Source organism: Streptomyces sp. NPDC101776, assembly GCF_044766845.1.
Lineage (GTDB): Bacteria > Actinomycetota > Actinomycetes > Streptomycetales > Streptomycetaceae > Streptomyces.
The window spans coordinates 130,576-152,769 of sequence record NZ_JBIWMV010000004.1; the positions used below are offsets into that span (position 1 = coordinate 130,576).

22 protein-coding genes and 2 tRNA genes are annotated in these 22,194 nt (G+C 70.3%); 8 read left to right on the forward strand and 16 right to left on the reverse strand.

The genetic code is table 11. The annotated features are described in order from the left end of the window. Positions 1–381: 381 nt before the first annotated feature. The gene (locus ACIRRY_RS15775; RefSeq protein ID WP_403972512.1) at positions 382–582 is read right to left on the reverse strand and encodes a hypothetical protein; all 201 of its coding nucleotides are present in this window, start codon (positions 580–582) and stop codon (positions 382–384) included. 221 nt (positions 583–803) lie between these two features. Between ACIRRY_RS15775 and ACIRRY_RS15780 the strand changes: the two genes are divergently transcribed. The 4 genes from ACIRRY_RS15780 (at position 804) to ACIRRY_RS15795 (ending at position 5,322) form a co-directional block, all read left to right on the forward strand. After that, on the forward strand, positions 804–1,331 hold the full coding sequence (locus ACIRRY_RS15780) for a MarR family winged helix-turn-helix transcriptional regulator (RefSeq protein WP_403972514.1): 528 nt from the start codon (positions 804–806) through the stop codon (positions 1,329–1,331). 21 nt (positions 1,332–1,352) lie between these two features. Continuing rightward, positions 1,353–3,875: an MFS transporter gene (locus ACIRRY_RS15785; protein WP_403972516.1), complete on the forward strand. Its 2,523-nt coding sequence runs from the start codon at positions 1,353–1,355 to the stop codon at positions 3,873–3,875. A gap of 111 nt (positions 3,876–3,986) precedes the next feature. Continuing rightward, a complete protein-coding gene (locus tag ACIRRY_RS15790) occupies positions 3,987–4,826 on the forward strand; it encodes a YceI family protein (protein WP_403972519.1) in 840 nt (279 codons plus the stop codon). A 28-nt stretch (positions 4,827–4,854) separates the two neighbouring features. Further along, positions 4,855–5,322, forward strand: a complete 468-nt coding sequence (locus ACIRRY_RS15795; RefSeq protein WP_403972521.1) for a PPOX class F420-dependent oxidoreductase — start codon at positions 4,855–4,857, stop codon at positions 5,320–5,322. A gap of 221 nt (positions 5,323–5,543) precedes the next feature. On the opposite strand, the gene ACIRRY_RS15800 is transcribed toward ACIRRY_RS15795, so the two are convergent. The 10 genes from ACIRRY_RS15800 to ACIRRY_RS15845 all read right to left on the reverse strand — a co-directional run bounded on the left by ACIRRY_RS15800 (position 5,544) and on the right by ACIRRY_RS15845 (position 17,219). Continuing rightward, positions 5,544–6,341 (reverse strand): TetR/AcrR family transcriptional regulator, encoded by a 798-nt coding sequence (locus tag ACIRRY_RS15800; RefSeq protein WP_403972523.1) that lies wholly within the window; start codon positions 6,339–6,341, stop codon positions 5,544–5,546. 133 nt (positions 6,342–6,474) lie between these two features. Further along, the gene (locus ACIRRY_RS15805; RefSeq protein ID WP_403972526.1) at positions 6,475–7,953 is read right to left on the reverse strand and encodes an MFS transporter; all 1,479 of its coding nucleotides are present in this window, start codon (positions 7,951–7,953) and stop codon (positions 6,475–6,477) included. A 101-nt stretch (positions 7,954–8,054) separates the two neighbouring features. Next, positions 8,055–10,304 (reverse strand): ArnT family glycosyltransferase, encoded by a 2,250-nt coding sequence (locus ACIRRY_RS15810; protein ID WP_403972529.1) that lies wholly within the window; start codon positions 10,302–10,304, stop codon positions 8,055–8,057. After that, positions 10,301–11,803 carry a glycosyltransferase gene (locus tag ACIRRY_RS15815; protein WP_403972531.1) on the reverse strand — a complete coding sequence of 501 codons (1,503 nt, stop codon included), beginning with the start codon at positions 11,801–11,803 and terminating at the stop codon, positions 10,301–10,303. The genes ACIRRY_RS15810 and ACIRRY_RS15815 overlap by 4 nt, the downstream gene beginning before the upstream one ends. Before the next feature lie 13 nt (positions 11,804–11,816). After that, positions 11,817–13,463, reverse strand: a complete 1,647-nt coding sequence (locus ACIRRY_RS15820) for an ATP-binding protein (RefSeq protein WP_403972533.1) — start codon at positions 13,461–13,463, stop codon at positions 11,817–11,819. Continuing rightward, positions 13,460–14,200 carry a response regulator transcription factor gene (locus ACIRRY_RS15825; protein WP_019054929.1) on the reverse strand — a complete coding sequence of 247 codons (741 nt, stop codon included), beginning with the start codon at positions 14,198–14,200 and terminating at the stop codon, positions 13,460–13,462. The genes ACIRRY_RS15820 and ACIRRY_RS15825 overlap by 4 nt, the downstream gene beginning before the upstream one ends. 220 nt (positions 14,201–14,420) lie before the next feature. Beyond that, positions 14,421–15,317 carry an amidohydrolase family protein gene (locus ACIRRY_RS15830; RefSeq protein ID WP_403972536.1) on the reverse strand — a complete coding sequence of 299 codons (897 nt, stop codon included), beginning with the start codon at positions 15,315–15,317 and terminating at the stop codon, positions 14,421–14,423. Then, a complete protein-coding gene (locus ACIRRY_RS15835) occupies positions 15,310–15,678 on the reverse strand; it encodes an antibiotic biosynthesis monooxygenase family protein (RefSeq protein WP_403972539.1) in 369 nt (122 codons plus the stop codon). The genes ACIRRY_RS15830 and ACIRRY_RS15835 overlap by 8 nt, the downstream gene beginning before the upstream one ends. Positions 15,679–15,866: 188 nt before the next feature. Beyond that, positions 15,867–16,778, reverse strand: a complete 912-nt coding sequence (locus tag ACIRRY_RS15840) for a DUF2797 domain-containing protein (RefSeq protein ID WP_403972542.1) — start codon at positions 16,776–16,778, stop codon at positions 15,867–15,869. Positions 16,779–16,835: 57 nt separating this feature from the next. Then, a complete protein-coding gene (locus ACIRRY_RS15845; RefSeq protein ID WP_403972544.1) occupies positions 16,836–17,219 on the reverse strand; it encodes an HGxxPAAW family protein in 384 nt (127 codons plus the stop codon). Positions 17,220–17,321: 102 nt separating this feature from the next. On the opposite strand from ACIRRY_RS15845, the gene ACIRRY_RS15850 reads away from it, so the two are divergent. Continuing rightward, positions 17,322–17,819: a MarR family winged helix-turn-helix transcriptional regulator gene (locus ACIRRY_RS15850; RefSeq protein ID WP_403972546.1), complete on the forward strand. Its 498-nt coding sequence runs from the start codon at positions 17,322–17,324 to the stop codon at positions 17,817–17,819. 188 nt (positions 17,820–18,007) lie between these two features. After that, positions 18,008–18,481 (forward strand): GtrA family protein, encoded by a 474-nt coding sequence (locus ACIRRY_RS15855; protein WP_403972548.1) that lies wholly within the window; start codon positions 18,008–18,010, stop codon positions 18,479–18,481. Positions 18,482–18,573: 92 nt separating this feature from the next. Here the strand turns inward: ACIRRY_RS15855 and ACIRRY_RS15860 are convergent, their stop codons facing one another. Continuing rightward, positions 18,574–19,512 carry a cupin domain-containing protein gene (locus ACIRRY_RS15860; RefSeq protein ID WP_403972550.1) on the reverse strand — a complete coding sequence of 313 codons (939 nt, stop codon included), beginning with the start codon at positions 19,510–19,512 and terminating at the stop codon, positions 18,574–18,576. Between the two features lie 111 nt (positions 19,513–19,623). On the opposite strand from ACIRRY_RS15860, the gene ACIRRY_RS15865 reads away from it, so the two are divergent. Further along, on the forward strand, positions 19,624–20,493 hold the full coding sequence (locus tag ACIRRY_RS15865; RefSeq protein WP_403972553.1) for an NmrA family NAD(P)-binding protein: 870 nt from the start codon (positions 19,624–19,626) through the stop codon (positions 20,491–20,493). Positions 20,494–20,537: 44 nt separating this feature from the next. Then, positions 20,538–20,981, forward strand: coding sequence for a nuclear transport factor 2 family protein (locus ACIRRY_RS15870; RefSeq protein ID WP_403972555.1), 444 nt, complete (start codon positions 20,538–20,540; stop codon positions 20,979–20,981). 94 nt (positions 20,982–21,075) lie between these two features. Here ACIRRY_RS15870 and ACIRRY_RS15875 read toward each other — a convergent pair whose 3' ends face one another. The 4 genes from ACIRRY_RS15875 to ACIRRY_RS15890 all read right to left on the reverse strand — a co-directional run bounded on the left by ACIRRY_RS15875 (position 21,076) and on the right by ACIRRY_RS15890 (position 22,146). Next, complete coding sequence (locus ACIRRY_RS15875; RefSeq protein ID WP_403972558.1) at positions 21,076–21,243, reverse strand: hypothetical protein; 168 nt, start codon at positions 21,241–21,243, stop codon at positions 21,076–21,078. Positions 21,244–21,322: 79 nt separating this feature from the next. Then, positions 21,323–21,544: a hypothetical protein gene (locus ACIRRY_RS15880; protein WP_026150079.1), complete on the reverse strand. Its 222-nt coding sequence runs from the start codon at positions 21,542–21,544 to the stop codon at positions 21,323–21,325. Positions 21,545–21,777: 233 nt separating this feature from the next. Further along, positions 21,778–21,850: transfer RNA gene (locus tag ACIRRY_RS15885), tRNA-Arg, on the reverse strand. A 205-nt stretch (positions 21,851–22,055) separates the two neighbouring features. Continuing rightward, positions 22,056–22,146, reverse strand: a tRNA-Ser gene (locus ACIRRY_RS15890). Between the last annotated feature and the right edge of the window lie 48 nt (positions 22,147–22,194).

Genomic DNA, 22,194 nt, shown 5'->3' on the forward strand with positions numbered 1-22,194 from the left:
ATGGCGCGGTGGCACGACGCTTCGCCCGACACGGACAAATGGCCGCCGAGGCGCCCCATCGGGTGCGTCGGCGGCCGTCGTCTGCGCGGCGCCGGCGGCGCGCGGAGGCGGTGGTGAAGGCGGTTGCCCGGCGATCCGCCCGACCCGGCCATCCGCTACGGCGGCCCGCCCGCCCGGCAGCGTGACTCCGCGCCGGACGACCCTAAGTCGACCGCCGCAAGCGGGATTTCAAGAACGAGACCCACACGAGGACCGGCGTCCCGCACACCCACTCCGGCCGCTCCACTGCTCGCCGAATCCGGCCGTAGCGGCGCACGTTCACCGCCACCGGCCTCAACGGCCGGTCCTACGACGGCCCTTGCCGCCCCCGTCGTAGAAGCGCTACATCGCCGCCAGATACACCACCGCCGCCACGACCAGCACGGCGACGACGACGCCGACGATCAGGCCGACGCGGGGTCCGGCGGAGGCGGCGGCCTGCTGCTGCTGGCCGCCCTGGGGGGTCTCGTCGACGAAGGCACGGAACATCTGGGTGCTGCCGGCGGGGTCGTAGTTGCCCTCGGGGCCCTGGGTGTTTGCCATGGGGCGAGACACTAGCGAATCCCCGGGAGACACCCAAGTGCGGGGCCCCGGACGGCCTTCCCCACCTGCGGATTTACATACGCCAATGCTTGCCTTTGCCAACTTTTTATGCCGTACCGACCCCTTTTTATTTGCCTGTAGCAACCAACAGATCTTATGGTTGCCCTAAGCAACGAACACGGTGGACAGCGGACAGAGAAGACCGGGACAGGGGAGGTGTGATGGCCGAGCAGGCGCAGTACGAGGAGTTGATGCGTCAGTTCAGTGCCTTCGGCGCCGTGCGCAGGGAACTGGGGCGGGTGCTGCCGTCCGACTGCGCCGCCGGTTCCGCGGCGGTGCTGATCCTGCTCAGTCGGCACGGTGCCATGCGCATCAGCAGGCTCGCGGAGCTGCTCGCCGTCGACATGTCCGTGACCAGCCGCCATGTCGCCCACGTCGCCGACCGGGGCTGGATCGAACGCTCCGCCGACCCCGCCGACAAACGTTCCCGCATCCTGCGCCTCACCCCCAGCGGCTGGGCCCAGGTGGACGAACTGTCGCGGCGGACCGCCCAGTTGCTCGCCGACCGGCTGAGCGACTGGAGCGACGAGGAGGTCGGGCAGCTCATCGGGCTGATGGCCCGGCTGCGCGCGAGCTTCGACGACTGCCGTACCGCGCCGCTCCGGCCCCCCGCCCCCACCGAAGCCACGGAAGCCGTGGAAACCCCCCACACCCCCGAACTCGCACACACCACCCGTACACCCGCATAAGCACGGAAGAAAAGGAAGCCCATGGCAACGACCACACCAGCCGGTGTGCGGGCTCACGCCAAGCACGGAGGGGGATCCCCTACGGCCCCCGCGGCCCCCGACGGCGCTCCGATGACCCACCGGCAGATCATGGAGTCCCTCTCCGGGCTGCTGCTCGGTCTGTTCGCCGCGATCATCTCGTCGACGATCGTCACCAACGCCCTGCCGACCATCATCGGCAGCCTGGGCGGCGGCCAGGAGGCCTACACCTGGGTCGTCACCGCGGCCCTGCTCTCCATGACGGCCTCGGTGCCGCTGTGGGGCAAGATGGCGGACCTGGTCAGCAAGAAGGCCCTGGTCCAGATATCCCTGGTCATCTACATCATCGGCTCGGTCGTCGCCGGTCTCGCGCAGAACCCGGCGATGCTGATCGGCGCCCGTGTCATCCAGGGCCTCGGCGCCGGCGGTCTCTCCGCCCTCGTCCAGGTCGTGATGGCCGCGATGATCTCCCCGCGCGAGCGCGGCCGGTACTCCGGCTACACCGGCGCCACCTTCGCCGTCGCGACCGTCGGCGGTCCGCTGCTCGGCGGTGTCATCACCGACACCTCGTGGCTCGGCTGGCGCTACTGCCTGTTCGTCGGTATCCCCTTCGCGCTGATCGCGCTGGTCGTGCTCCAGAAGACGCTGCACCTCCCGGTCGCCAAGCGGAAGGTCAAGGTCGACTGGACCGGCGCCTTCTTCATCACCGCCGCCGCCTCGCTGCTGCTGGTCTGGGTGACCTTCGCCGACGACAAGTACGAGTGGCTGTCGTGGCAGACGTACACGATGGTGGGCGGCACGCTCGTGCTGGCGCTGCTGTTCGTGTTCACCGAGACCCGGGCGAGCGAGCCGATCATCCCGCTGCGCCTCTTCCGCAACCGCACCGTCTCGCTCGCCTCGCTGGCCTCGCTGTTCGTCGGGGTCGGCATGTACTCGGGCACGGTCTTCTTCTCCCAGTACTTCCAGCTGGCCCGGGACAAGTCCCCGACGATGTCCGGGGTCATGACGATCCCGATGATCGGCGGTCTGTTCGTCGCGTCGATGGTCTCCGGCCGCTTCATCACCAAGACCGGCCGCTGGAAGGGCTGGCTGGTCGCCGGCGGTCTCTTCCTCACCGCGGGCCTGGGCCTGCTCGGTCTGATGCGCTACGACACCCCGTACTGGGAACTGTCCATCTACATGGCCATGTTGGGCATCGGCGTCGGCACGATGATGCAGAACCTGGTCCTCTCCACGCAGAACCAGGTCACCCCGAAGGACCTCGGCGCCGCCTCCTCCACGGTGAGCTTCTTCCGGTCCCTCGGCGGCGCGGTCGGCGTCGGTGTGCTCGGCTCGGTCATGTCCGGCCGGATCACGCACTACGCCAAGGACACCGTCACCTCGCTCGACCCGCAGTCGCAGGCCGCCGCCGCGAAGGCCATCGGCAGCAGCGCCCTCCCCGACATGGACGCCCTCCCGAGCACGGTCCGCACCTGGCTGGAGAGCGCCTACGGCCACGGGATCGCCGACGTGTTCCTCTACGCGGCCCCCTTCGCCCTCATCGCCTTCGTCGTCGTGATGTTCATCAAGGAGGTCCCGCTGCGGACCTCCGGCGGGCTGGCCCAGGCCGCGGAGGAAGCGGTGGGCGTGCTGGACGCGGGCGAGTTCCCCGCGCCGGCCCGTGAGAACGCCGTGGCCGCCCATCGAGTCCAGGCCCCCGTAGCCACGGAGGCCAGGGAGGAGACCGCACCCGTGACCACACTCGACCCCGCACCCGTCTCCGGTGGGATTCCGGTCCGCGGCTTCGTCCGGGGCGCCGAGAGCGCGCCCGTCCCGCAGGCCGCCGTCACCCTGATCTCCCTCGGGGGACGCCAGTTGGGCCGCTCGGTCACACAGGCGGACGGCTCCTACGCGCTGGACGCGCCGAGCGTCGGCTCGTACGTCCTGATCGCCTCCGCCGACGCCTTCCAGCCGCAGGCGTCCACGGTCGTCGTGAACGGCAGCGACCCGGTGTCGTACGACGTCCTCCTCAGCGGCACCAGCGGTCTCAACGGCCTTGTCCGGGCGGCCGATTCGGGGCTGCCCGTCAAGGACGCGATGGTCGTCGTGACCGATGTGCGCGGGGATCTGCTGTCCAGCGGGATCACCGGTGAACAGGGCGAGTTCGCGTTCGCCGAGCTGGTGCCGGGGGCGGTGACGATCGCGGTGAACGCCGCCGGGTTCCGGCCGCGCGCGCTGCCCGTCGAGGTCGGCGGCACCGGGGTCACCCGGGTCGAGATCGACCTCGACTCCGGTGCCCAGGTCCTCGGCGTGGTCCGCGCCCCGCACGGCCCGCTGGCCGACGCCCGGGTGACCCTCGTGGACGCGGCGGGCAACGTGGTCGGCAGCGCCACGACCGGTTCGGACGGGGCGTACGCCTTCACCGATCTGAGCGGCGGCGAGTACACGGTGATCGCGACGGGCTACCCGCCGGTCGCCACCGCCCTCACGCTGAACGGCAGCGGTGCCGACGGCCACGACATCGAACTGGCCCACCCCGGCGAGTAGTTCGCCCACCCACCCCGGCCCGTGGAGCGTGTCCCGAGCGGAGGCACGCCCCACGGGCCGGTTCCTTTGTATGGCTCATATGGCTTTGTACGGCGAGGAGTTACGAGAGACATGGGACTGACCGCGAAGATCCGTACCCGCGACGGATGGGCCGTGTCGCACGCGGTCGTCACGGTGACCGACATGACCGGGGCGCAGGTGCTGCGGGCCGAGGCGGACCCGGAGGGGGCGGTGCGCGACCCGAACCCGATGGCCCCCGGGCCGTACACCGTGATCGTGACCGCCGTCGGATACGCGCCCGCCGCCGTCACCGCGATCGTCACGGCTGGGGGTCCCCCCTCTGGGGGAGGCCGGGCCGAGGTCGGCACGGTCACGCTGGCCCGGCAGGGCGGCACCGAACTGCCGCCGCCCGGCCCCTGGACCGTCGACCCCGCGCACTCCACGGTCGGCGCGGTCGCCCAGCACCTGGGCATCTCCAGCGTGCGCGGCCGTTTCACCGACTTCAGCGCCACGGTCGAGATCGCGCCCGACGACATCGCCAAGTCCCGGGTGGAGGCGGTCATCCGGGCCGCGTCCATCGACACGGGCAACGGCATGCGGGACGACCACCTGCGCTCGGCGGACTTCCTGGACGTGGCCCGTTACCCCGAGATCACCTACCGCTCCACCGCCCTCGCCCCGGCCGGCTCGGACCGCTGGACGGTCTCCGGCGAACTGACCCTCCACGGTGTCGTACGACCCGTCGCCCTCGATCTCGCCTACCTCGGCACCGGAGCCGACCCCTGGGGCGGCACGCGGGCCGCGTTCCGGGCCACCACGGAACTGCGCCGCGAGGACTTCGCGATGAACTACAACCAGGTCGTCCAGGCGGGCATCGCCGCGATCGGTACGACGCTGAAGGTCGAGCTGGACGTCCAGGCGGTGCAGGGGGAGTCGCTGCCGCAGGCGTGAGCGGGGGACGTGCGCCTAGGGTGGCGGTATGGCACCGAACATCGCGACCAACACCAAAGTCACCCTGGACGAGTTGCTCGACTTCGTACGTCCCCGCCATCGCGCGCTGCTGCTGACCAGGCGGGCCGACGGCAGCGCTCAGGCTTCGCCGCTGACCTGTGGGGTGGACGACTCCGGGCGGATCGTCGTCTCCACGTACCCCGAACGGGCCAAGACCCGTAACGCCAAGCGGGACCCGCGGGTCGGCATCGTCGTGCTGAGCGACGAGTGGAACGACCCGTGGGTCCAGATCGACGGCACGGCGGAGGTCATCGACCCGCCGGAGTCCGTGGAACCGCTCGTCGAGTACTACCGCAACATCGCCGGGGAGCATCCGGACTGGGACGAGTACCGCGCGGCGATGTTGAAGCAGGGCAAGTCGATCATCCGGGTCACGCCGGAGCGATGGGGGCCGATTGCCACCGGCGGTTTTCCGGCGCGGCTCGTCGAAGGCTGAGGTGGTGCTGGGGGCTCCGCCCCCAGACCCCCGATCGGCCCTGAAGGGGCCTCGTCCTCAAACGCCGGACGGGCTGACTACGCGCGGCCGGGGTTGAGAGGGGCACCCGGTGCCGGAGCCTGCGGCAGGCTGGTTTCACCGGCCGGGTCGAAAGGTACGCCCGGTGCGCAAGCCCACGGCAGGCTGATTTCGTCGGCCCGGGTCGGGGGGACGTCCGGTGCTCAAGCCCGTGGTGGACCCGTTTTGTCGCCGTCTCGTTTCACCATCGCCTCGATGCCCGCCACCAGCAGGTCCAGGGCGAAGGTGAAGTCCCGTTCCATCATCTCCGCGACCGTGTCGCCGCCCCGGGCCGCCATGAGTTTCTTGGACTCCGTCACGATCTCGGCGGTCGTGGGGGCGCCGTCGAACGTCGTCATGGCCTGCCGGAAGTAGTCGTCGGGGGTCATGCCGGCGTCGGCGACCCGGGCGAAGAAGTGGCCCTCGATCGTGCCGTAGCCGTAGACGAACTGGAAGACGGCCGAGATGGCCCCCGTCAGGCCGTGGTCCGGCAGGCCCGTGCGGCGGATCACGCGCTGCACGACACGGGAGAAGGACAGGTTGTTCGGCCCGATGTTGAGAAACGTCCCGGCGAGCGGCGACAGCCAGGGATGCCGGACCAGCAGCCCCCGGTACGCCGTGGCCAGCATGCGGAGTTGCTCCCGCCAGTCCTCGCCCGCCGCCTCCGGATCGGGCAACGGCAGGTCGCCGAAGACGGCGTCCAGGGCGAGTTCGAGGAGATCGTCCTTCGTGTCGACGTACCAGTAGACGGACATCGCGGTCACGTTCAGCTCAGCGGCAAGCCTCCGCATGGAGAACTTCGCGAGCCCCTCGGCGTCGAGCAGTCGTACCGTGGCGTCGGTGATGCGATCCCGATCAAGCCCGGAAGGCTGTCCGCCCCCACGTCCACTCCGGCGCGTCCGGCTCTCCAGCCAGACACTGGTACGCGCGGAACGCCCGGACGACGGGCTTGTCTTGGCCATGACGCACCTTCCTCGACATTCCAACCCCGACCCAGTATCCAAGGGGCGCGAGGCTGTGACATTTGCGGCTCCGCCGCGTGGGCGCGACCAGCCACAACGCACCCGCAGCCGCCAACGCACCACGCCACCCGAGCTACTGGGCGACCACCATCTCCGAGTCTGCCCGCTCCGCCCGCCACAACAACGCCGCGGCAAGCAACCCCCCGACCAAAACAGCCACCGCCCCCACCAACTGACTGACCTGAAGCCCCGCGGAGAAGGAGTCGATCACCCTCTCGCGCTCGACCGCGGAAGTCGCCACCGCCAAGCCCCCCGGCAGGGACACCGCCGCGAACCGAGAACTCAGCACCGCCCCCAGCACCGCGACCCCCAACCCGTTCCCGAACTCCCCCAACGTTCCGTTGACCGCCGCCCCGACCCCCGCCTTCTCCGGCGGAATCGCACTCATGATCGCGTGAGCCATCGCCGGATTGGTCAGAGCGGCCCCCGCCCCGATCAGCATCAACCCCACCAGCGTCCCCGCATACCCGTCCGTGGCGATCACCGCGATCGACGCCAGGCCCGCCGACATCAACACCATGCCCAGCCCGATGGCCACCGGCGCTCCGACCTTCGCCGTCCACTTCGCCGCCAGCCCCGAGAAGTTGAGCGCGACGATCACCAGGGCGAGCGGCGCCGTCCGTACGCCGGCCTCCAACGGGCCGTAGCCGAGGACGAATTGGAGGTGCTGGGTGAGGAGGAAGAGGGAGCCGGCCATGCCGAAGGTGATCAGGACGACCCCGGTGACCGCGCCGGTGAAGCGGCGGTCGCGGAAGAAGTCCAGGTCGAGCATCGGGTACGGGACGCGGTTCTCCCAGTACGCGAACACCGCGAGGAACAGCACCGCCACCGCGGCGATCAGCAGCACCCGGTCCGACGTCCAGCCGTGCGCGGGGCCGGAGATGATCGCGTAGACCAGCGCGGCCATGCCGATCGTGGAGAGCAGGGCGCCGAGGAGGTCGGGGCGGTCGCCGCGGGGGTTTTTCGACTCGGGGACCAGGGCCACCGCCGCGACCAGGGCCAGGGCCGCCACCGGGAGGTTGATCAGGAAGATCGCACCCCACCAGAAGTGGTTCAGCATGAAGCCGCCGAGGAGCGGGCCGGTCGCGAAGCCGAGCGCGTTGACGGCGGCCCAGATGCCGATCGCCTTCGGCTGTTCCCCGGGGGTGAAGATCTGCATCACGACGGCGAGGGTGGTGGTGATGAGCAGGGCGCCGCCCACCCCCATGCCGGCCCGCGCGGCGATCAACTGCCCGGTGGAGTCGGCCAGTCCGGCGATCAGCGAGCCCGCGCCGAACAGCACGAGTCCGGTGATCAGCATCTTCTTGCGACCGTAGCGGTCGGCCGCGCTGCCCGCCGTCAGCAACAGCCCCGACTGCACGAGCGAGTACGCGTTGATCATCCACTGGATGTCCGCGGTGCTCGCGTCGAGTTCGCGGGTGAGCGAGGGGATCGCGACGTTCAGGACGGTGTTGTCGAGCAGCACGGTGAGCTGCGCCAGGCAGATGACTCCGAGGACGATCCAGCGCTGAGGGTGGCCCTGGAGGGCTTGGGGGCCTGAGGAGGTCGGCATGTTGTACACCGTAGAACAACTCCCATACAGCGTACAATCGAGATACGAGAAGGGGCGGTGACCATGTGGTCACCGCCCCTTCAGGTCAGCCGGGTGTCAGTTCAGCTGCTCGTCTTCTGCGTCAGGTCGTAGAAGGTGGCCGAACCGACCGTCACCTTCTTGTAGTTCTTCTCGACCCACGAGGTGATCTGCGAGGAGCTGCCGGTGCTGCTGCCGCCCATGCCGGTGCCGCCCGAGATGAAGTAGTGGATCTTGCCGTCCGCCACGTACTTCTGGAACTGGGCCAGCGTCGGCGACGGGTCGGTGCCGTTGAAGCCGCCGATCGCCATCACCGGGTCGCCGGTGGCGAGTTGGTAGCTCGCGGCGTTCTGGGAGCCGATGGACGCGGCGACCCAGGTGTACTTGCCCGCGTCCGTCTGGAGCAGCTTCTTGGCCGCCGAGGTGACCGTCGCACCGTTGAGCAGGCCGCCGACGCCACCGCCGCCGCCCATACCGCCGCCGTCACCGGTCTGGCCGCCGAAGCCGCCACCCTGGTTCTGGGTGGTACCGCCGCCACCGGGCGCCGTACCGGTACCGCCGCCGGGCATCGTGCCCGTGCCGCCGCCGGGGAAGCCGCCGCCCTGGTTCTGGGTGGTACCGCCGTTGCCGCCCTGCTGGCCGGGCATCGTGCCCGTGCCGCCGGTGCGGTTGCCGCCGCCGAAACCGCCGCGACCGCCGCCGCCCGGACCGCCGCCCATCATGCTCGCGCCGGCCGGACCGGCCGTCGGGATGGAGCCGGTGTGCGCCGAGTTGACCGTGGAGAGGGTGTACGCCGCGGGACCCGCAAGGCCCGCCACGATGCTCAAGCCGACTGCCGCGAGGGCGAGTTGGCGGCCGATCTTCGCGACGAAGATCAGGCCGAGCGCGCCTGCCAGGGAGCCGAGGAGGACCAGCCACTTCAGCCAGGGCAGGTAGTCGGGGGTGCGGTTGAGGAGGACGTAACCCCACACGCCGGCCGCAACTACCGCCGCCGCGAGGGTGATCGACGCCCAGATCTCGCTCCGCCGCTCCCAGAGGGAACCCGCGCCGATGCCGATGACGGCGGCGAGGTAGGGGGCGAGGGCGATCGTGTAGTACTGGTGGAAGATGCCCGCCATGTAGCTGAAGACGACCAGGGTCGTCACCAGCGAGCCGCCCCACACGAGCATCGAACTGCGCCTGACCGACGTGCGGCCCAGCTTGCGCGTGGCCACCAGGCCCGCGACGAGGAGGATCAGCGCGGTCGGCAGCAGCCAGGAGATCTGGCTGCCGATCTCGTCGTTGAACATGCGGTTCCAGCCGGTGGCACCCCACTGGCCGGTACCGCCGCCGCCACCGCCACCGCCGACGCTGCCGGTCTCGTCGCCGCTGAGGCGGCCGAACCCGTTGTAGCCGAAGGTCAGTTCAAGGAAGCTGTTGTTCTGCGAGCCGCCGATGTAGGGGCGCGAGGACGCCGGCCACAGCTCGACGAGCGCGACCCACCAGCCGGCCGCGACGACCAACGCGCCCGTGGCCAGGCCCAGTTGGGCGAACCTCTTCTTCACGCTCACCGGCGCGCACACCGCGTAGACGATGGCCAGCGGCGGCAGGATCAGGAAGGCCTGGAGGGTCTTCGACAGGAACGCGAAGCCGATCGCGACTCCGGCCCACACCAGCCACTTCGTACGGCCGTCCTCCAGGGCCCGGACGACGAGGTAGCAGGCGGCCGCCATGAGCAACGCCAGTGCGGCGTCGGGGTTGTTGAAGCGGAACATCAGCGCGGCGACCGGGGTGAGCGCCAGCACGGCGCCCGCGATCAGACCGGCCGCGGGGCTGTGCCGGCGGCGGACCGCGGCGTAGACGACCGCGACCGTGCCGACGCCCATCAGGACCTCGGGGACCAGGATCGCCCACGAGTTGAGGCCGAAGACGCGGACCGAGATCTCCATCGGCCACAGGAAGGCCGAGGGCTTGTCGACGGTGATCGCGTTGCCCGCGTCCAGCGAGCCGAACAGCATCGCCTTCCAGCTCTTGCTGCCGGCCTGGACCGCCGCCGAGTAGAAGGAGTTGGAGTACCCGGACGCGCTCAGGTTGTAGAGGTAGAGCAGGCCGGTCGCCAGGAGCATGCCCCAGAAGGCGGGGCGTGCCCAGCGCGGGTCCTCGGGCCGGCCGCGCCACAGGCGGCGCCCGAGCGGCTGCTTGGGCTCACCCGCCTGGGGGGCCAGGGTGTCCGAGGACGCCGCCGGTTCCTGCACGGCCGTGTCTCTGCCGGTGTCCGGGTCACCGCTCGGCGCCCCCCAGGACGAGGGGCCGCCGCCTCCCGGATAGGTCGTCTGATCGGTTTCGGTGGTCATCGGGGGTCCCTCGGGTCGGTGTCGTGGGGACGCACCGGCTGCAACCGCATCGTCGCGTCCCTCCAGGTGCCGTCCGCGGCTTCACCGGCGCGGAACTGGGTGGTGGTGTCGTACGGCCCCTGCTGGGGCTGGGGCTGCCGGTGGGGCAGCGGGCCGTAGGAACCGTGGTGCTGCGTGTGCCGGGGCATCGCCCCGACCGTCGAATAGGTGGGCGACGAGGGGGTGTTGACGGCCACGACCGTCGACTCCTCGGCGCTGTCGCCGCGGTCCGGGAAGACCCAGGCGCGGAAGAGCAGGAAGCGCAGGACGGTCGCCGCGAGGTTGGCGGCCACCAGGACCGCCAGTTCGGTGGAGTGCGCCGGGTCGCTGCTGGCCGCGTTCAGCGCGGCGAGCGAACCACTGGTCAGCGCGAGGCCGATGGCGAAGACGACCAGGCCCTGGGCCTGGTGGCGGACGGCGCCGCCCCGGCCGCGGACCCCGAAGGTCAGTCTGCGGTTGGCGGCGGTGTTGGCGACCGCCGAGACCAGCAGCGCGAGCGCGTTGGCGATCTGCGAGCCGGAGAACTGCCGGAAGGCGCTGTAGAGCACCAGGTAGAAGAGGGTGGAGAGACCGCCCACGACACAGAACCCGACGAGCTGGCGGGCCAGGCCCTTGGGCACGTCCTTGATGTCACGGTCGCGCGGGTCATCGCCGAAGGGACGCGTGACACGGTCGAGCGGCAGCGAACCGGAGGCCAGGGCCTTGCCCACGCGCCACACTCCCTTCAGGTCCTCGGTCGCCGTCTTGACGATGTGGACGGTCGAGTTCGGGTCGTCGACCCAGTCGACCGGCACCTCGTGGATACGGAGTCCGGCACGCTCGGCCAGCACCAGCATCTCGGTGTCGAAGAACCAGCCGGTGTCCTCGACCATCGGCAGCAGCGCCTGGGCCACATCACGCCGGATCGCCTTGAACCCGCACTGGGCGTCCGAGAAGCGGGCCTGGAGCGAGCCGCGCAGGATCAGGTTGTACGTCCGGCTGATGAACTCGCGCTTGGCGCCACGCACGACACGCGACGAGCGGGCCAGCCGGGATCCGATCGCCAGGTCGGAGTGACCCGAGATCAGCGGTGCCACCAGGGGCAGCAGCGCGTTGAGGTCGGTGGAGAGGTCGACGTCCATATAGGCGAGGATCGGGGCGTCCGAGGCGGACCAGACGGTGCGCAGTGCTCGACCGCGCCCCTTCTGCTCCAGCCGGAACGACTTGACCTCGGGGATCTCCGACTCCAGCCGCGCCGCCACCTGAGGAGTGGTGTCGATCGACGCGTTGTCCGCGATGGTGATGCGGAACGCGTACGGGAACGTGCGCTTGAGGTGCTCGTGCAGTCTGAGCACACATGGCTGGAGGTCCTTCTCCTCGTTGTAGACGGGGATCACTACGTCCAGGACAGGCGTACCGGCGTCTGTGGCCGGGAGGTGCTCCCGCGCCGGCAGGGTGCCGGGAGAAGAGTCGGTTCGCATGAACCGACTCTCCTCAAACGCCCTGTTGCACCCATGTGGTGGCACTGTGCTGTGCCTGTGAGTGCGATTGCCAATTCGTTTCGGGGGCGGGCGTGGGCACAGCCGGTGCCAGCGCGGGCAGATGCACGGTGAACACCGTGCGTCCGGGAACGCTGTCCACGGTGACCGCGCCGCCGTGCGCGGTCGCGACCGCCTGCACGATGGCCAGACCCAGACCGGTCGATCCCGTCGAGCGGGAGCGCGCCGAGTCGCCGCGCGCGAACCGCTCGAAGACATGCGGCAGCAAATCCGGCGGGATGCCCTGGCCGTTGTCCTCGACGTCCACGCACATCCACGGCCCGCGCCGCTGCACGCGGGCGGTGATCGTCGTACCGGGCGGGGTGTGCTTGCGGGCGTTGCCCAGCAGGTTGATGAGCACCTGCTGGATACGGGCCGCGTCCGCCGACACGAGGGCCGGTTCGTCGGGCAGGTCGAGCCGCCAGTTGTGGTCCATGCCGGCCGCGCGCGAGTCGCTGATGGTGTCCACGACGAGCGGGATGAGGTCGGTCTGGTCGAACTGGAGCGGTCTGCCCGCGTCGAGACGGGCGAGGAGGAGCAGATCCTCCACGAGGAGGGTCATGCGCCCGGCCTCGGACTCGATTCTCCCCAGGGCGTGCTTGGTGTCGGGCCCGGTCTGTTCGCGCCCGCGACGGGTCAGCTCCGCGTAGCCGCGGATCGAGGCGAGTGGCGTCCGCAGCTCATGACTGGCGTCGGCCACGAACTGCCGTACCCGCATCTCGCTCTGCTGTCTCGCGTGCAGGGCGCCGTGCACATGGTCGAGCATCCGGTTGAGCGCGGCCCCGACCTGGCCGACCTCGGTGTGCGGGTCGGTCTCGGACTCGGGGACACGTTCGTTGAGGGTGACTTCGCCGGTGTGGAGGGGGAGTTCGGAGACCCGGGTTGCGGTGGAGGCCACGCGGCGCAGGGGGCGGGTGGCCACGCCGACGAGGACGTAGCCGGCGATGGCGGCGGCGACGAGGCCGGCGGCGGTGACGCTCACCTCGACGAGGATCAGGGTGTTGATGGTGCTCTGGGTGTCCGTGGTGGGGATGGCGACGTAGTAGTTGCCGTTGGGGCCGGTGACGTACTTGACGCGGTAGTCACCCAGCCCGGGGAGCTCCGTGGTGTGCGCGTTGCCGTCCTGGGAGACCTCGTTGAGCGCTGACTTCTGGGCGGCTGAGAGCGCCACGGGGCTCATGTTGGTGACCCCGGTGCTGCTGTCCTTCTTCTTCTCACCGACCTGACCGTCGGTGATGACCCCGTTCTTGACGCTGGCGGCCAGCGTGCCCTCCGGTTGCGGCCCCCGGGAGACGAACTGGGAGAGATTGACCGCCTCCGCCTTCTGCGCGACCGCCTTGCCCTTCTGGCCGGGCGGGGTCGAGCCGTCCTTGTCCGCGCCGGGCGGCTGTCCGAAGCCGCCCGAGGCACGGGCCGACACCTCGCCGAGCCTGCCGTCCAGCTGCTCGTACAGATGTGATCGCAGCGCGAGCGTCGTCACCGTACCGATCACCGCACACACCACCGCGATCAGCGTCACGGACGCGACGACGAGCCGGGTCCGCAGGGTGCGCGGCTTACCCGCTCGCTTCTTCTGCGCACGCGGCCGTCGTCGCCCGCTCATGAGGCCGCGGGCTTGATCAGGTAACCGGCACCGCGCCGGGTGTGGATCATCGGCTCACGTCCCGCGTCGATCTTCCGGCGGAGGTACGAGATGTAGAGCTCGACCACATTGGCCTGCCCACCGAAGTCGTACGACCACACACGGTCGAGGATCTGTGCCTTGCTGAGTACACGCCGGGGATTACGCATGAGGAAGCGCAACAGCTCAAACTCGGTCGCGGTGAGGTGGATGCCCTCTCCGGCCCGCGACACCTCGTGGCTGTCCTCGTCGAGGGTGAGGTCACCCACGACCAGCACGGAGTCCGAGCGGCGGTCGGCGGCACCGGAGCGGCGGATCAGTCCACGCAGCCGGGCGACGACCTCTTCGAGACTGAAGGGCTTGGTGACGTAGTCGTCGCCGCCCGCGGTGAGCCCGGCGATACGGTCCTCGACGGCGTCCTTGGCCGTCAGGAACAGCACGGGTACGTCCGGCAGCTCTCTGCGCATCCGGCCGAGAACGGTGAGGCCGTCCATGTCCGGCAGCATCATGTCGAGGACGACGGCGTCGGGCCGGAACTCGCGCGCGGTCTGGATCGCGCCGGTCCCGTCACCCGCGCTGCGGATCTGCCAGCCCTCGTATCGGAGGGCCATGGACAGCAGCTCGGTGATCGACAGCTCGTCGTCCACCACAAGCACTCGGACGGGGCTCCCGTCCGGCCTCAGCAGTTCGGTGCGCCCCTGGGGCGAGGTCGTGGTCATAGTGGACACCTTGTCGGGGTCCTCTAAGAGCACGCTTTCTAGAGTCTGTGATTTTCCTGAGAAACTCACAGGCACCACTCAGGGAACACCTTGGAACCGCTTGCCCAACGCTCATCCCGCGGTCATGAAGCCGCCGGTCCCGTCCGCGCCCGCCCCGACCTCCTCCGTATCCGCACACTCTCCCCGCATCACCCGTACCGGTCCTACTCTCAGCTTCCGCTCACCCCGCGAACAGCCGCGCCCCGTTGTCGTGGCAGACCGCGCGCAGCCAGTCGTCGCCGAGGTCCAGCCGCTCCAGGGCGTGCAGTTGGTGGAGGTAGGGATACGGAATGTTCGGGAAGTCGCTGCCGAGCAGCACGCGGTCGCCGAGCGCGGCCAGCCGGGGGAGCGCGTCCGGCGGAAAGGGCGCGAGGCGTTCGCTGAAGTCCGTGAACGCCATCGTCGTGTCGAGCCGCACCTCCCCGTGGCGTTCGGCCAGGTCGAGGAAGTCCTCGTACTCCGGCATCCCCATGTGCGCGACGACCAGCCGCAGTCGGGGATGCCGGGCCAGCACCCGCCCGATCGGCCCGGGCCCGGTGTGCTTGCCGGGCGCGGGACCCGACCCGCAGTGGACCACCACCGGCGTCCCGGCCTCGGCGAGCAACCCCCAGGCGGGGTCGAGGAGTTCATCGGCCGGGTCGTACGCCCCGACCTGCACATGCGCCTTGAACACCCGCGCGCCGGAGTCCAGTGCCTCCCTGACGTAGGTCTCGACTCCCGGCTCCGGGAAGAGAGTCGAAGTGTGCAGACAGTCGGGGGTGCGGGCGGCGAAGTCGACGGCCCAGCCGTTGAGCCACTCGGCCATCCCGGGCTTGTGCGGATAGAGCATGGCGGTGAAAGCGCGTACTCCGAACTCCCTTATCAGCGCGACCCGTTCCGCTTCCTCCCTCCGGTACGTGATCGGCCACTCCAGCGCTCCGCCGGTCGCCGGACCGAGCGCGTCGAAGTAGCCCCAGACCTTGCGCAGCACCCGCTCGGGCATGAAGTGGGTGTGCACATCGACGAGCCCGGGGAGCCCGAGCCGCCGCCAGAACGCCCGGACCCCGGCCGCCTCGGCATCCCCGGCCGCCTCAGCCATGCGTCCGCTCGAATCCGTGGCTGCGCTCGACCTTGGCGATGTGCAGCGAGTACCGCTCGTACCAGTGCTCCCGCCCGTAGGCCTTCGCGGCCCGGTGTTCGGTGTGCGTGCGCCACGCCTCGATCCCGGCCAGATCGCGGAAGTAGGCGACGGTGATCCCCAGCCCGCCCGGCTCCCGAGCCGAGTCCTCCCCGAGGAACCCGGGAATCTCCCTCACCAACTCCCCCATCCGCTCGGCCGTCTCTCCGTATCCCCCGTCGCCCTCGGTCCGGAGAGAGGTGAAGACGACGGCGTAGTAAGGGGGTTCGTGGACGGCTACAGGGACGGGGACAGGGACAGCGGCAACACGGTGATCGCTCATGTCACCCACGATCGGTCCCGAGGGCGAGCCCAGTCCATCGGCTTGCCGAAAGGGATCCGTACGGGATCCAAGCCTTGACCCTCGCGGTGCGACCCGACCCCTGCTCGACCACCCCGGTCACCTTGGCCACCTCTGTCACCTCGACCACTCCTGTCACCTCGACCACCCCTGTCACCTTGGCTACCCCCTCAGAACAACCCCTCCTGCACCCCCGGCACCTCCCGCCTGAACTCCCGTACCGGCACCGTGAATCCACCCGTGTCACCCCCCGCCGGGGCCCCGGCAGGGATCAGCTCCCACCCCGTCATCAACCGGGTGTCGAGCACGACCACACCCCGCCCGGTCGCGAGGTGGAGATCCGGTCCCGCCGCCGCGACCAGCTCTCCGCTCACCACCCCGCCCGCGACCAGCCCGCTCACCTCGCCGACGGCGGCCGGGAGTCCCGCGAGGCCGAACACGTCGACGTGGTCCACGGGTTGATACGGCTCGCGGTGGAGCGACTCCGGCCATTCGCGCAGCGCGAGGGCCCGTGCGTGCAGGTCGGCGAGCTCGGCGGCCCGCTCCGCCGCCGAACCCGGCAACGCGGAACGGACGGCGCGCTTCTCGCCGTAGGGGATCCGGTCCGGCACGCGGAGTGCGGCGCGCAGGAGTTCCTCCGAGCGCCGGGCCGCCATCAGCGGGCCGAGGCCCAGCCAGGTGAAGCAGACCGCGCCCTGCTCAAGCAGCCGGGCGGAGCCGCGCTCTTCGGCGGTGATGCCGACCTTGAGCAGGCCGGGGCCGAACCAGGCCAGATATACGTGGTACGGCCGCGGGTCGTCCGCGATCGTGTCCGCGGCGACCGAGTGCGCCCGGTCCAGTCGCGCGCACTCCTCGCAGCGCGCGCCCGTACTCCGCTCCGGCACGGCCGCCCGCACCGGGCAGGGATTGCCCCGCGCCCCCACACATGTCCGCCCGCCCCCTTCCGCGACCTCGAAGGCCACCCGCTTCCCCCGGGGCAACGGGCTCCCGCGCCCGCCGTCCCACTTCAACTCGGGCCCGCCGGCCGCCCAGCGCAGCCCCGAGCACTTCCATGTCCGTGCCGTCCGTGATGTCTGTGCCATCCCTCACGAGACTAGAGGGCGCCACTGACAACGGGCTCGGCCGGCCGACCGGCGGCATCAGCCCGCGCTGTCACCGACCAGGGCGGCAGCGGACTGCCGGAGCGCCACCGCGCGCTCCTCGTCCGTGCGTTCCGCGGCGGGTCGCCCCCGCCCCGCCAGCCGGCAGCCGACACACCCGGCGTGCCCGGCCCGCGCCAACGGGTCCCGTACCCGCATCCCCCACTCCGCCCGGTACCGCCGCCCGGGCGGCTTGCCCCAGCCGCTGAGGTGGAGCGCCCAGGTGACCAGGGCGCTCACCGCGACGATGCCCAGCCCGAGCCCGATCAGCGGGGCCGACACCGCGCACACCCCCACCCCGGCGACGCTCGTCCCGACGGTCGCGATGCCGAATCCGGTCCACCCGGCGACCGTATGACCCTCGTCATACTGGTGTGCGCTCATATCCCGGCCGGCCTCCTCAGGCAGCTCCCCGCCACACGGGGGAATTCCCTCACTGTCTAAGAAGTTTAGAGCATAAACCTCTCACCAGCTAAGGCAATATCCATGCAAGCCAAGCCTCGCCCCACCGCCACCCCGGCCCAGGCGCTGGACGCGATGGACAACCTCATCGCGACCGCCCAGCTCGGCCAGCAGGAAATGGCCGAGCGGCTGGGCCTGAACGTCACCGATCTCGTCTGTTTCGCCTACGTCCTGCGGTCCGGCGAGCACCTCCTCACCGCGGGCGACCTCGCCGAACACGTGCACGTCACGACCGGTGCGGTGACCGGCATCCTCAACCGTCTGGAGCGCGCCGGCTTCATCACCCGCGTCCCCGACCCGACAGACCGCCGCCGCGTCCGCGTGGCCTCGGTACCGGACGCGGTGACCCGTGTGGTCACCCTCTACGGCCCGTACTACGACCGCCTCAACGCGCTCTTCGCCGACTACTCGCCGGCCGAGGTCGCCGTACTGGCGGACTGGTTCACCCGCACGTCGGCGCTGGCGCGGGAGTACGTCGAGGAGCTCCGCGCGAGGGAAGAGGGCGGGGACGGGGACAGCTGAGAGGCCAACTGACCCGAGGGGCACCCGGGGGCACCCGGGGGTATACCCGACCCCCTTGGTACAGCCCGCTACACCAACGGTTCGGGAGACCGCTTCATCGTGCCCGGACGCGTACGACGGCAAGGTTGACCTCAGCCGGTCAACAGGGCCTGCGCAGGCCCAACGGCCGCCGTACGGAGGGAAATCCCATGAAGCCCGGTCCCGGTCCACTCGCCTCCTTCATCAGGTTCGTGGCGTGCGGCGGCGGGATCGGGATCCTCTCCAGCCTGGCGGTACCGCTGCTCGCCGCGCTGATGCCGTGGGCGGTGTCGAACGCGCTGATCACGGTCGCCTCGACCGTCCTCTGCACCGAACTGCACGCCCTGTTCACCTTCGGCACCGGCCGCCGCCCCGGCTGGCGCGAGCACTGGCAGTCGGCGGGTTCGGCCACGGCGGCCTACGCGGCGACGTCGGCGGCGGTACTGATCCTGCACACCGTCCAGCCCTCCCCCAGCATGCTCACCGAGCAACTCGTCTACCTCAGCGCCTCCGCCCTCGCCGGCATCGGCCGCTTCCTGGTCCTCCGCCTCTTCGTCTTCACCGACCGCACCACACGGACGGCGACGTCGACCCCGGTGGCGATTCCGGTACGGCCGACTCCCGCGTTCAGCGCGGCGGCGTGACGGCCCCACGCCCCAACAACTCGACGCACCAACGGAAATGCCCGTCACCTACGACGGCTGCCACGGCGGCGGAAGTTGGCCTCCTGAGCGGATCAACCGCCATGCGGATGAGGGTCGTTCGCAGAACCGGACTCCCGTCGCCGCCAACTCCCCGGCGGTTCGCCGTGATGCCGGGTGAACGCGGCGGCGAACGCGTAGGGCGAGCCGTAGCCGACCGTGCGGGAGATGGCCGTGAGGGTGAGGTCGCCGGTGCGCAGGTGGTCGCGGGCCAGGGCCATGCGCCAGTCGGTCAGGTACTGGATCGGGGTCTGGCCGAGGGCGTCGCGGAAGGTGCGGGCGAAGGCGGCTCTCGACAGGCCGCTGATCGCGGCGAGTTCGGGGACCGTCCAGGGGTGGCCGGCGTTCTCGTGGACGGCCTGGAGTGCCGCGTTGAGGCGGGGGTCCGCGCACGCCCGGTACCAGCGGGGCGCGTTCGGGCTGCGCCGGAAGTCGGTGCGGATGGCGAGGACAAGGAGGACGTCGAGAAGGCGGTCCAGCACGGTGGGGCCGCCCGGTTCGCCCGGCGCCGGCGTGGCCAACTCGTGGGAGAGCAGCCCGATCACGTCCCGCAACGGATCACCCACCCCCGCCGACAGCGTCAGCACCTGCGGCAGCGCCTCCAGCAGCCCGGCACCGATGTCACCCGAGAACCGGTACGCACCGCAGAGGAAGACCGTCGCCCGCGGGTTCTCCGAACTCCCTTCGTGCGCATGCCTGTTGCGGAATTCGTCCGGTTCGAGACAGTCGGCGCCCGGCTCGTGCCCGATGTGGTGATCGGTGCCGCCGCGGACGAGCGTCACCTCGCCCGGCACGAGTTCCACCGCGTCCTCGGGGTCCTCCAGCCACAGCCAGCCCCTGCCCCGTACGACCGTGTGCACGGCAAGTTGGATCGACCCGGCCAGCCGCAGTCCCCACGGCGGCTCGGCCACCGTCCGCGCGAAGACGGCACCGGAGGCGCGGGCCCGGGCGAGGCGATCGTGCAGTATGTCCACCCGGCCAGTGTCTGTCAGACAGCCCCGGCAGGAGTGTTTCCGAGCGTCTGACGTAATGAATCGAGCGGTTCACTCATTGATCCGCTCGCGCCCTGCTCCCAGGCTGAAGCCATGACTGGATCACCGACCGCCCCACCCCCGACCGCCCTCGTCCTCGGCGGCACCGGCCGCACCGGCTCGCTCGTGGCGCGCCGCCTCACCGAGCGCGGGACGGCCGCCCGTACCGCCGCCCGCCACGGCGCCGACGTGCGCTTCGACTGGGACGCCCCGGCCACCCACCCCACCGCCCTCGCCGGCGTCGACCGCCTCTACCTCGTCACCCCCGTCCTGCGGACCTCCTACACCGACCAGGTGGCCGCCTTCCTCGACCTCGCCGTGGCCGCGGGGGTACGTCACGTCACGTACCTCAGCACCTACGGCGGCCGACAGGCACCCCCGGACGTCGACATCAGGGCCGTGGAGGACGATCTCGCCGCCCGGGACACGGTCACCCGCACGATGCTGCGGCCCGCGTGGGTGATGCAGAACTTCAGTGACGCGCATCTGCCGGTCGTCGACGGAGTGATCACGGTGCCGACCGGGGGTGGTGCGGAGGCATTCGTCGACGCGGCCGACATCGCCGCCGTCGCGGTGGAGACACTGCTCGCCTCCGAGGCCCACGCCGGTGCGGAGTACGCGCCCACGGGACCGCGGGCCCTCACGGTCGCCGAGGTCGCCGACGCCATCGCGGCGGTGACCGGCCATCCGGTGACCCACCGGGACGTTGACCCCGAGGCGTGGATCGGCGGTGCGGTCGCGGCCGGCCTCGTGCCCGCCGACTACGCCGTCATGCTCCGCTGGCTGACCGGCACCATCGCCTCCGGCAACGGCTCCACGCCCAACGCCGACATCGAGAAGGTCACCGGCCGGCCGCCGGCGACCTTCCAGGACTTCGCCCGGCGCAACGCCGGCGCCTGGGCGGCCGCACCGGCGGTGAAGTGACCATGACCGCAGGGAACATGGGGAGCGCAGGGAACATGGAGAGCATGGGGAACACCGGTGGCTTCGGCGACTTCGCCGCGCTGGAGCCGTTCTTCCGGATCGTCCAGGAAGGGCTGTCGGGGCTCGTCGACGGCGGGCACTTCTTCGAGCTGCTGGCCGAGGACGTGGTCGTCGAGTACGTGGTCTCCGTGCCCGGCTACCCGCGCCGGGTGCGGGGGCGCGAGGCGGTGGCCGACCTGTACCGCGGCTACGGCGACGTCATGATCCTGCACAGCGCGGACGGGCTGGCCGTCCATCGGGCCCCCGGGACGTCAGTGGTCGTACTCGAGTACGCGGTGCACGGACAGGCGGTCGGCACCGGGCGGGCCTACGACAACCACTTCGTCTCCGTGATCACCGTCAAGGACCGCAAAGTGGCGCACTGGCGTGACTACTTGGACCCCGTCGCCGTCTTCCGGGCCATCGGATGGCCGGCGAAGGAGCACTGAAAAACCGCCGGGGAACTGTCACTTGGTTGACGGGCTTCGCCGGACCGCGCCCGTGGAAACCGGACAGCGCCCGTGGAAGCCCAGCCCGCCCTGACTAGCCCGCCCTGCGGAAGGCCTCGTCCATGTCCGAGAAGGCTGCCGGCCCGTCGTCGAGCAGCAGGCTCTCGTCCTCCCCGAAGTCCGGGGCCTGGAAGGGGTTCGTCGCCGGAGGGGGCGATCCCGCGTTGGGATGGCGGGTCGCCCCTTCCGGGGCGGAGAACAACGAGGTCAGGTCGATGAGAGGGTCTCCCGTTCGTTACAGGCCGCTGGGACCTGGTGTGCCGTGACCGGGCACGGCGGTCCTACAGCTTGCTCATCTTGGCGTACGGACTCAGGATGCGCTCCTGAACCGAGCCGAAGTCGACGAGCACCGCGATTCCGTCCTCGATGCCGATGACCCGGCCGAGGCCGTACATGTCGTGTGTGACCTGGTCGCCGACGGCGAACTGCTTGGGGGCCGCCGCGGCCGGGGCCTTGAAGGGACTGGTGGGCAAATAGCGCTTCGGTGCAGCTGGCTTTGTCATTGACTCCAGTATGGGCCTAGACACGCCACTCGCTGAGGCCGTCCACATCGCTTGTTCATCACAGATCGGGCACTCGGGAACCACTTCGGCCCCCCGGACGTACCCCTCACGCCCCTGACCTGCCCGTTCCCGGGCACGCCCGAAAACCGCCGCCGACCTTCAAAACAACGGACGCAGGGGGACCGCGCACGCACGCGAGAGGCCCCGGATCACTCCGGGGCCTCTCGTCGATGTGCACTCGGCAGGATTCGAACCTGCAACCTTCTGATCCGTAGTCAGATGCTCTATCCGTTAAGCTACGAGTGCGTGTTTTTTGTTGATTTTCTTCGCCGTTCCCTGCCCTTCCGGGCCGTTCGCGGCGACAGGAAGAACATTACATGACTGCCGCCGCCATGTGAAATCCGTTAGCCGTACCCCTTGTGAGCTGGGAAAACAGCGATATTGAGGCCCTGAGGACCGTCCTGGGAACGAGCGAAGCCCCGGTCGCGTGGACCGGGGCTTCGACGAGGTGCGGAGGCGGAGGGATTTGAACCCTCGATGGGATTTGCGTCCCAAACCGCATTAGCAGTGCGGCGCCATAGACCGGACTAGGCGACGCCTCCAGCACAACCACCCGCGCGAGCGCGGAAGGTGCGTGCAGATGATGACAC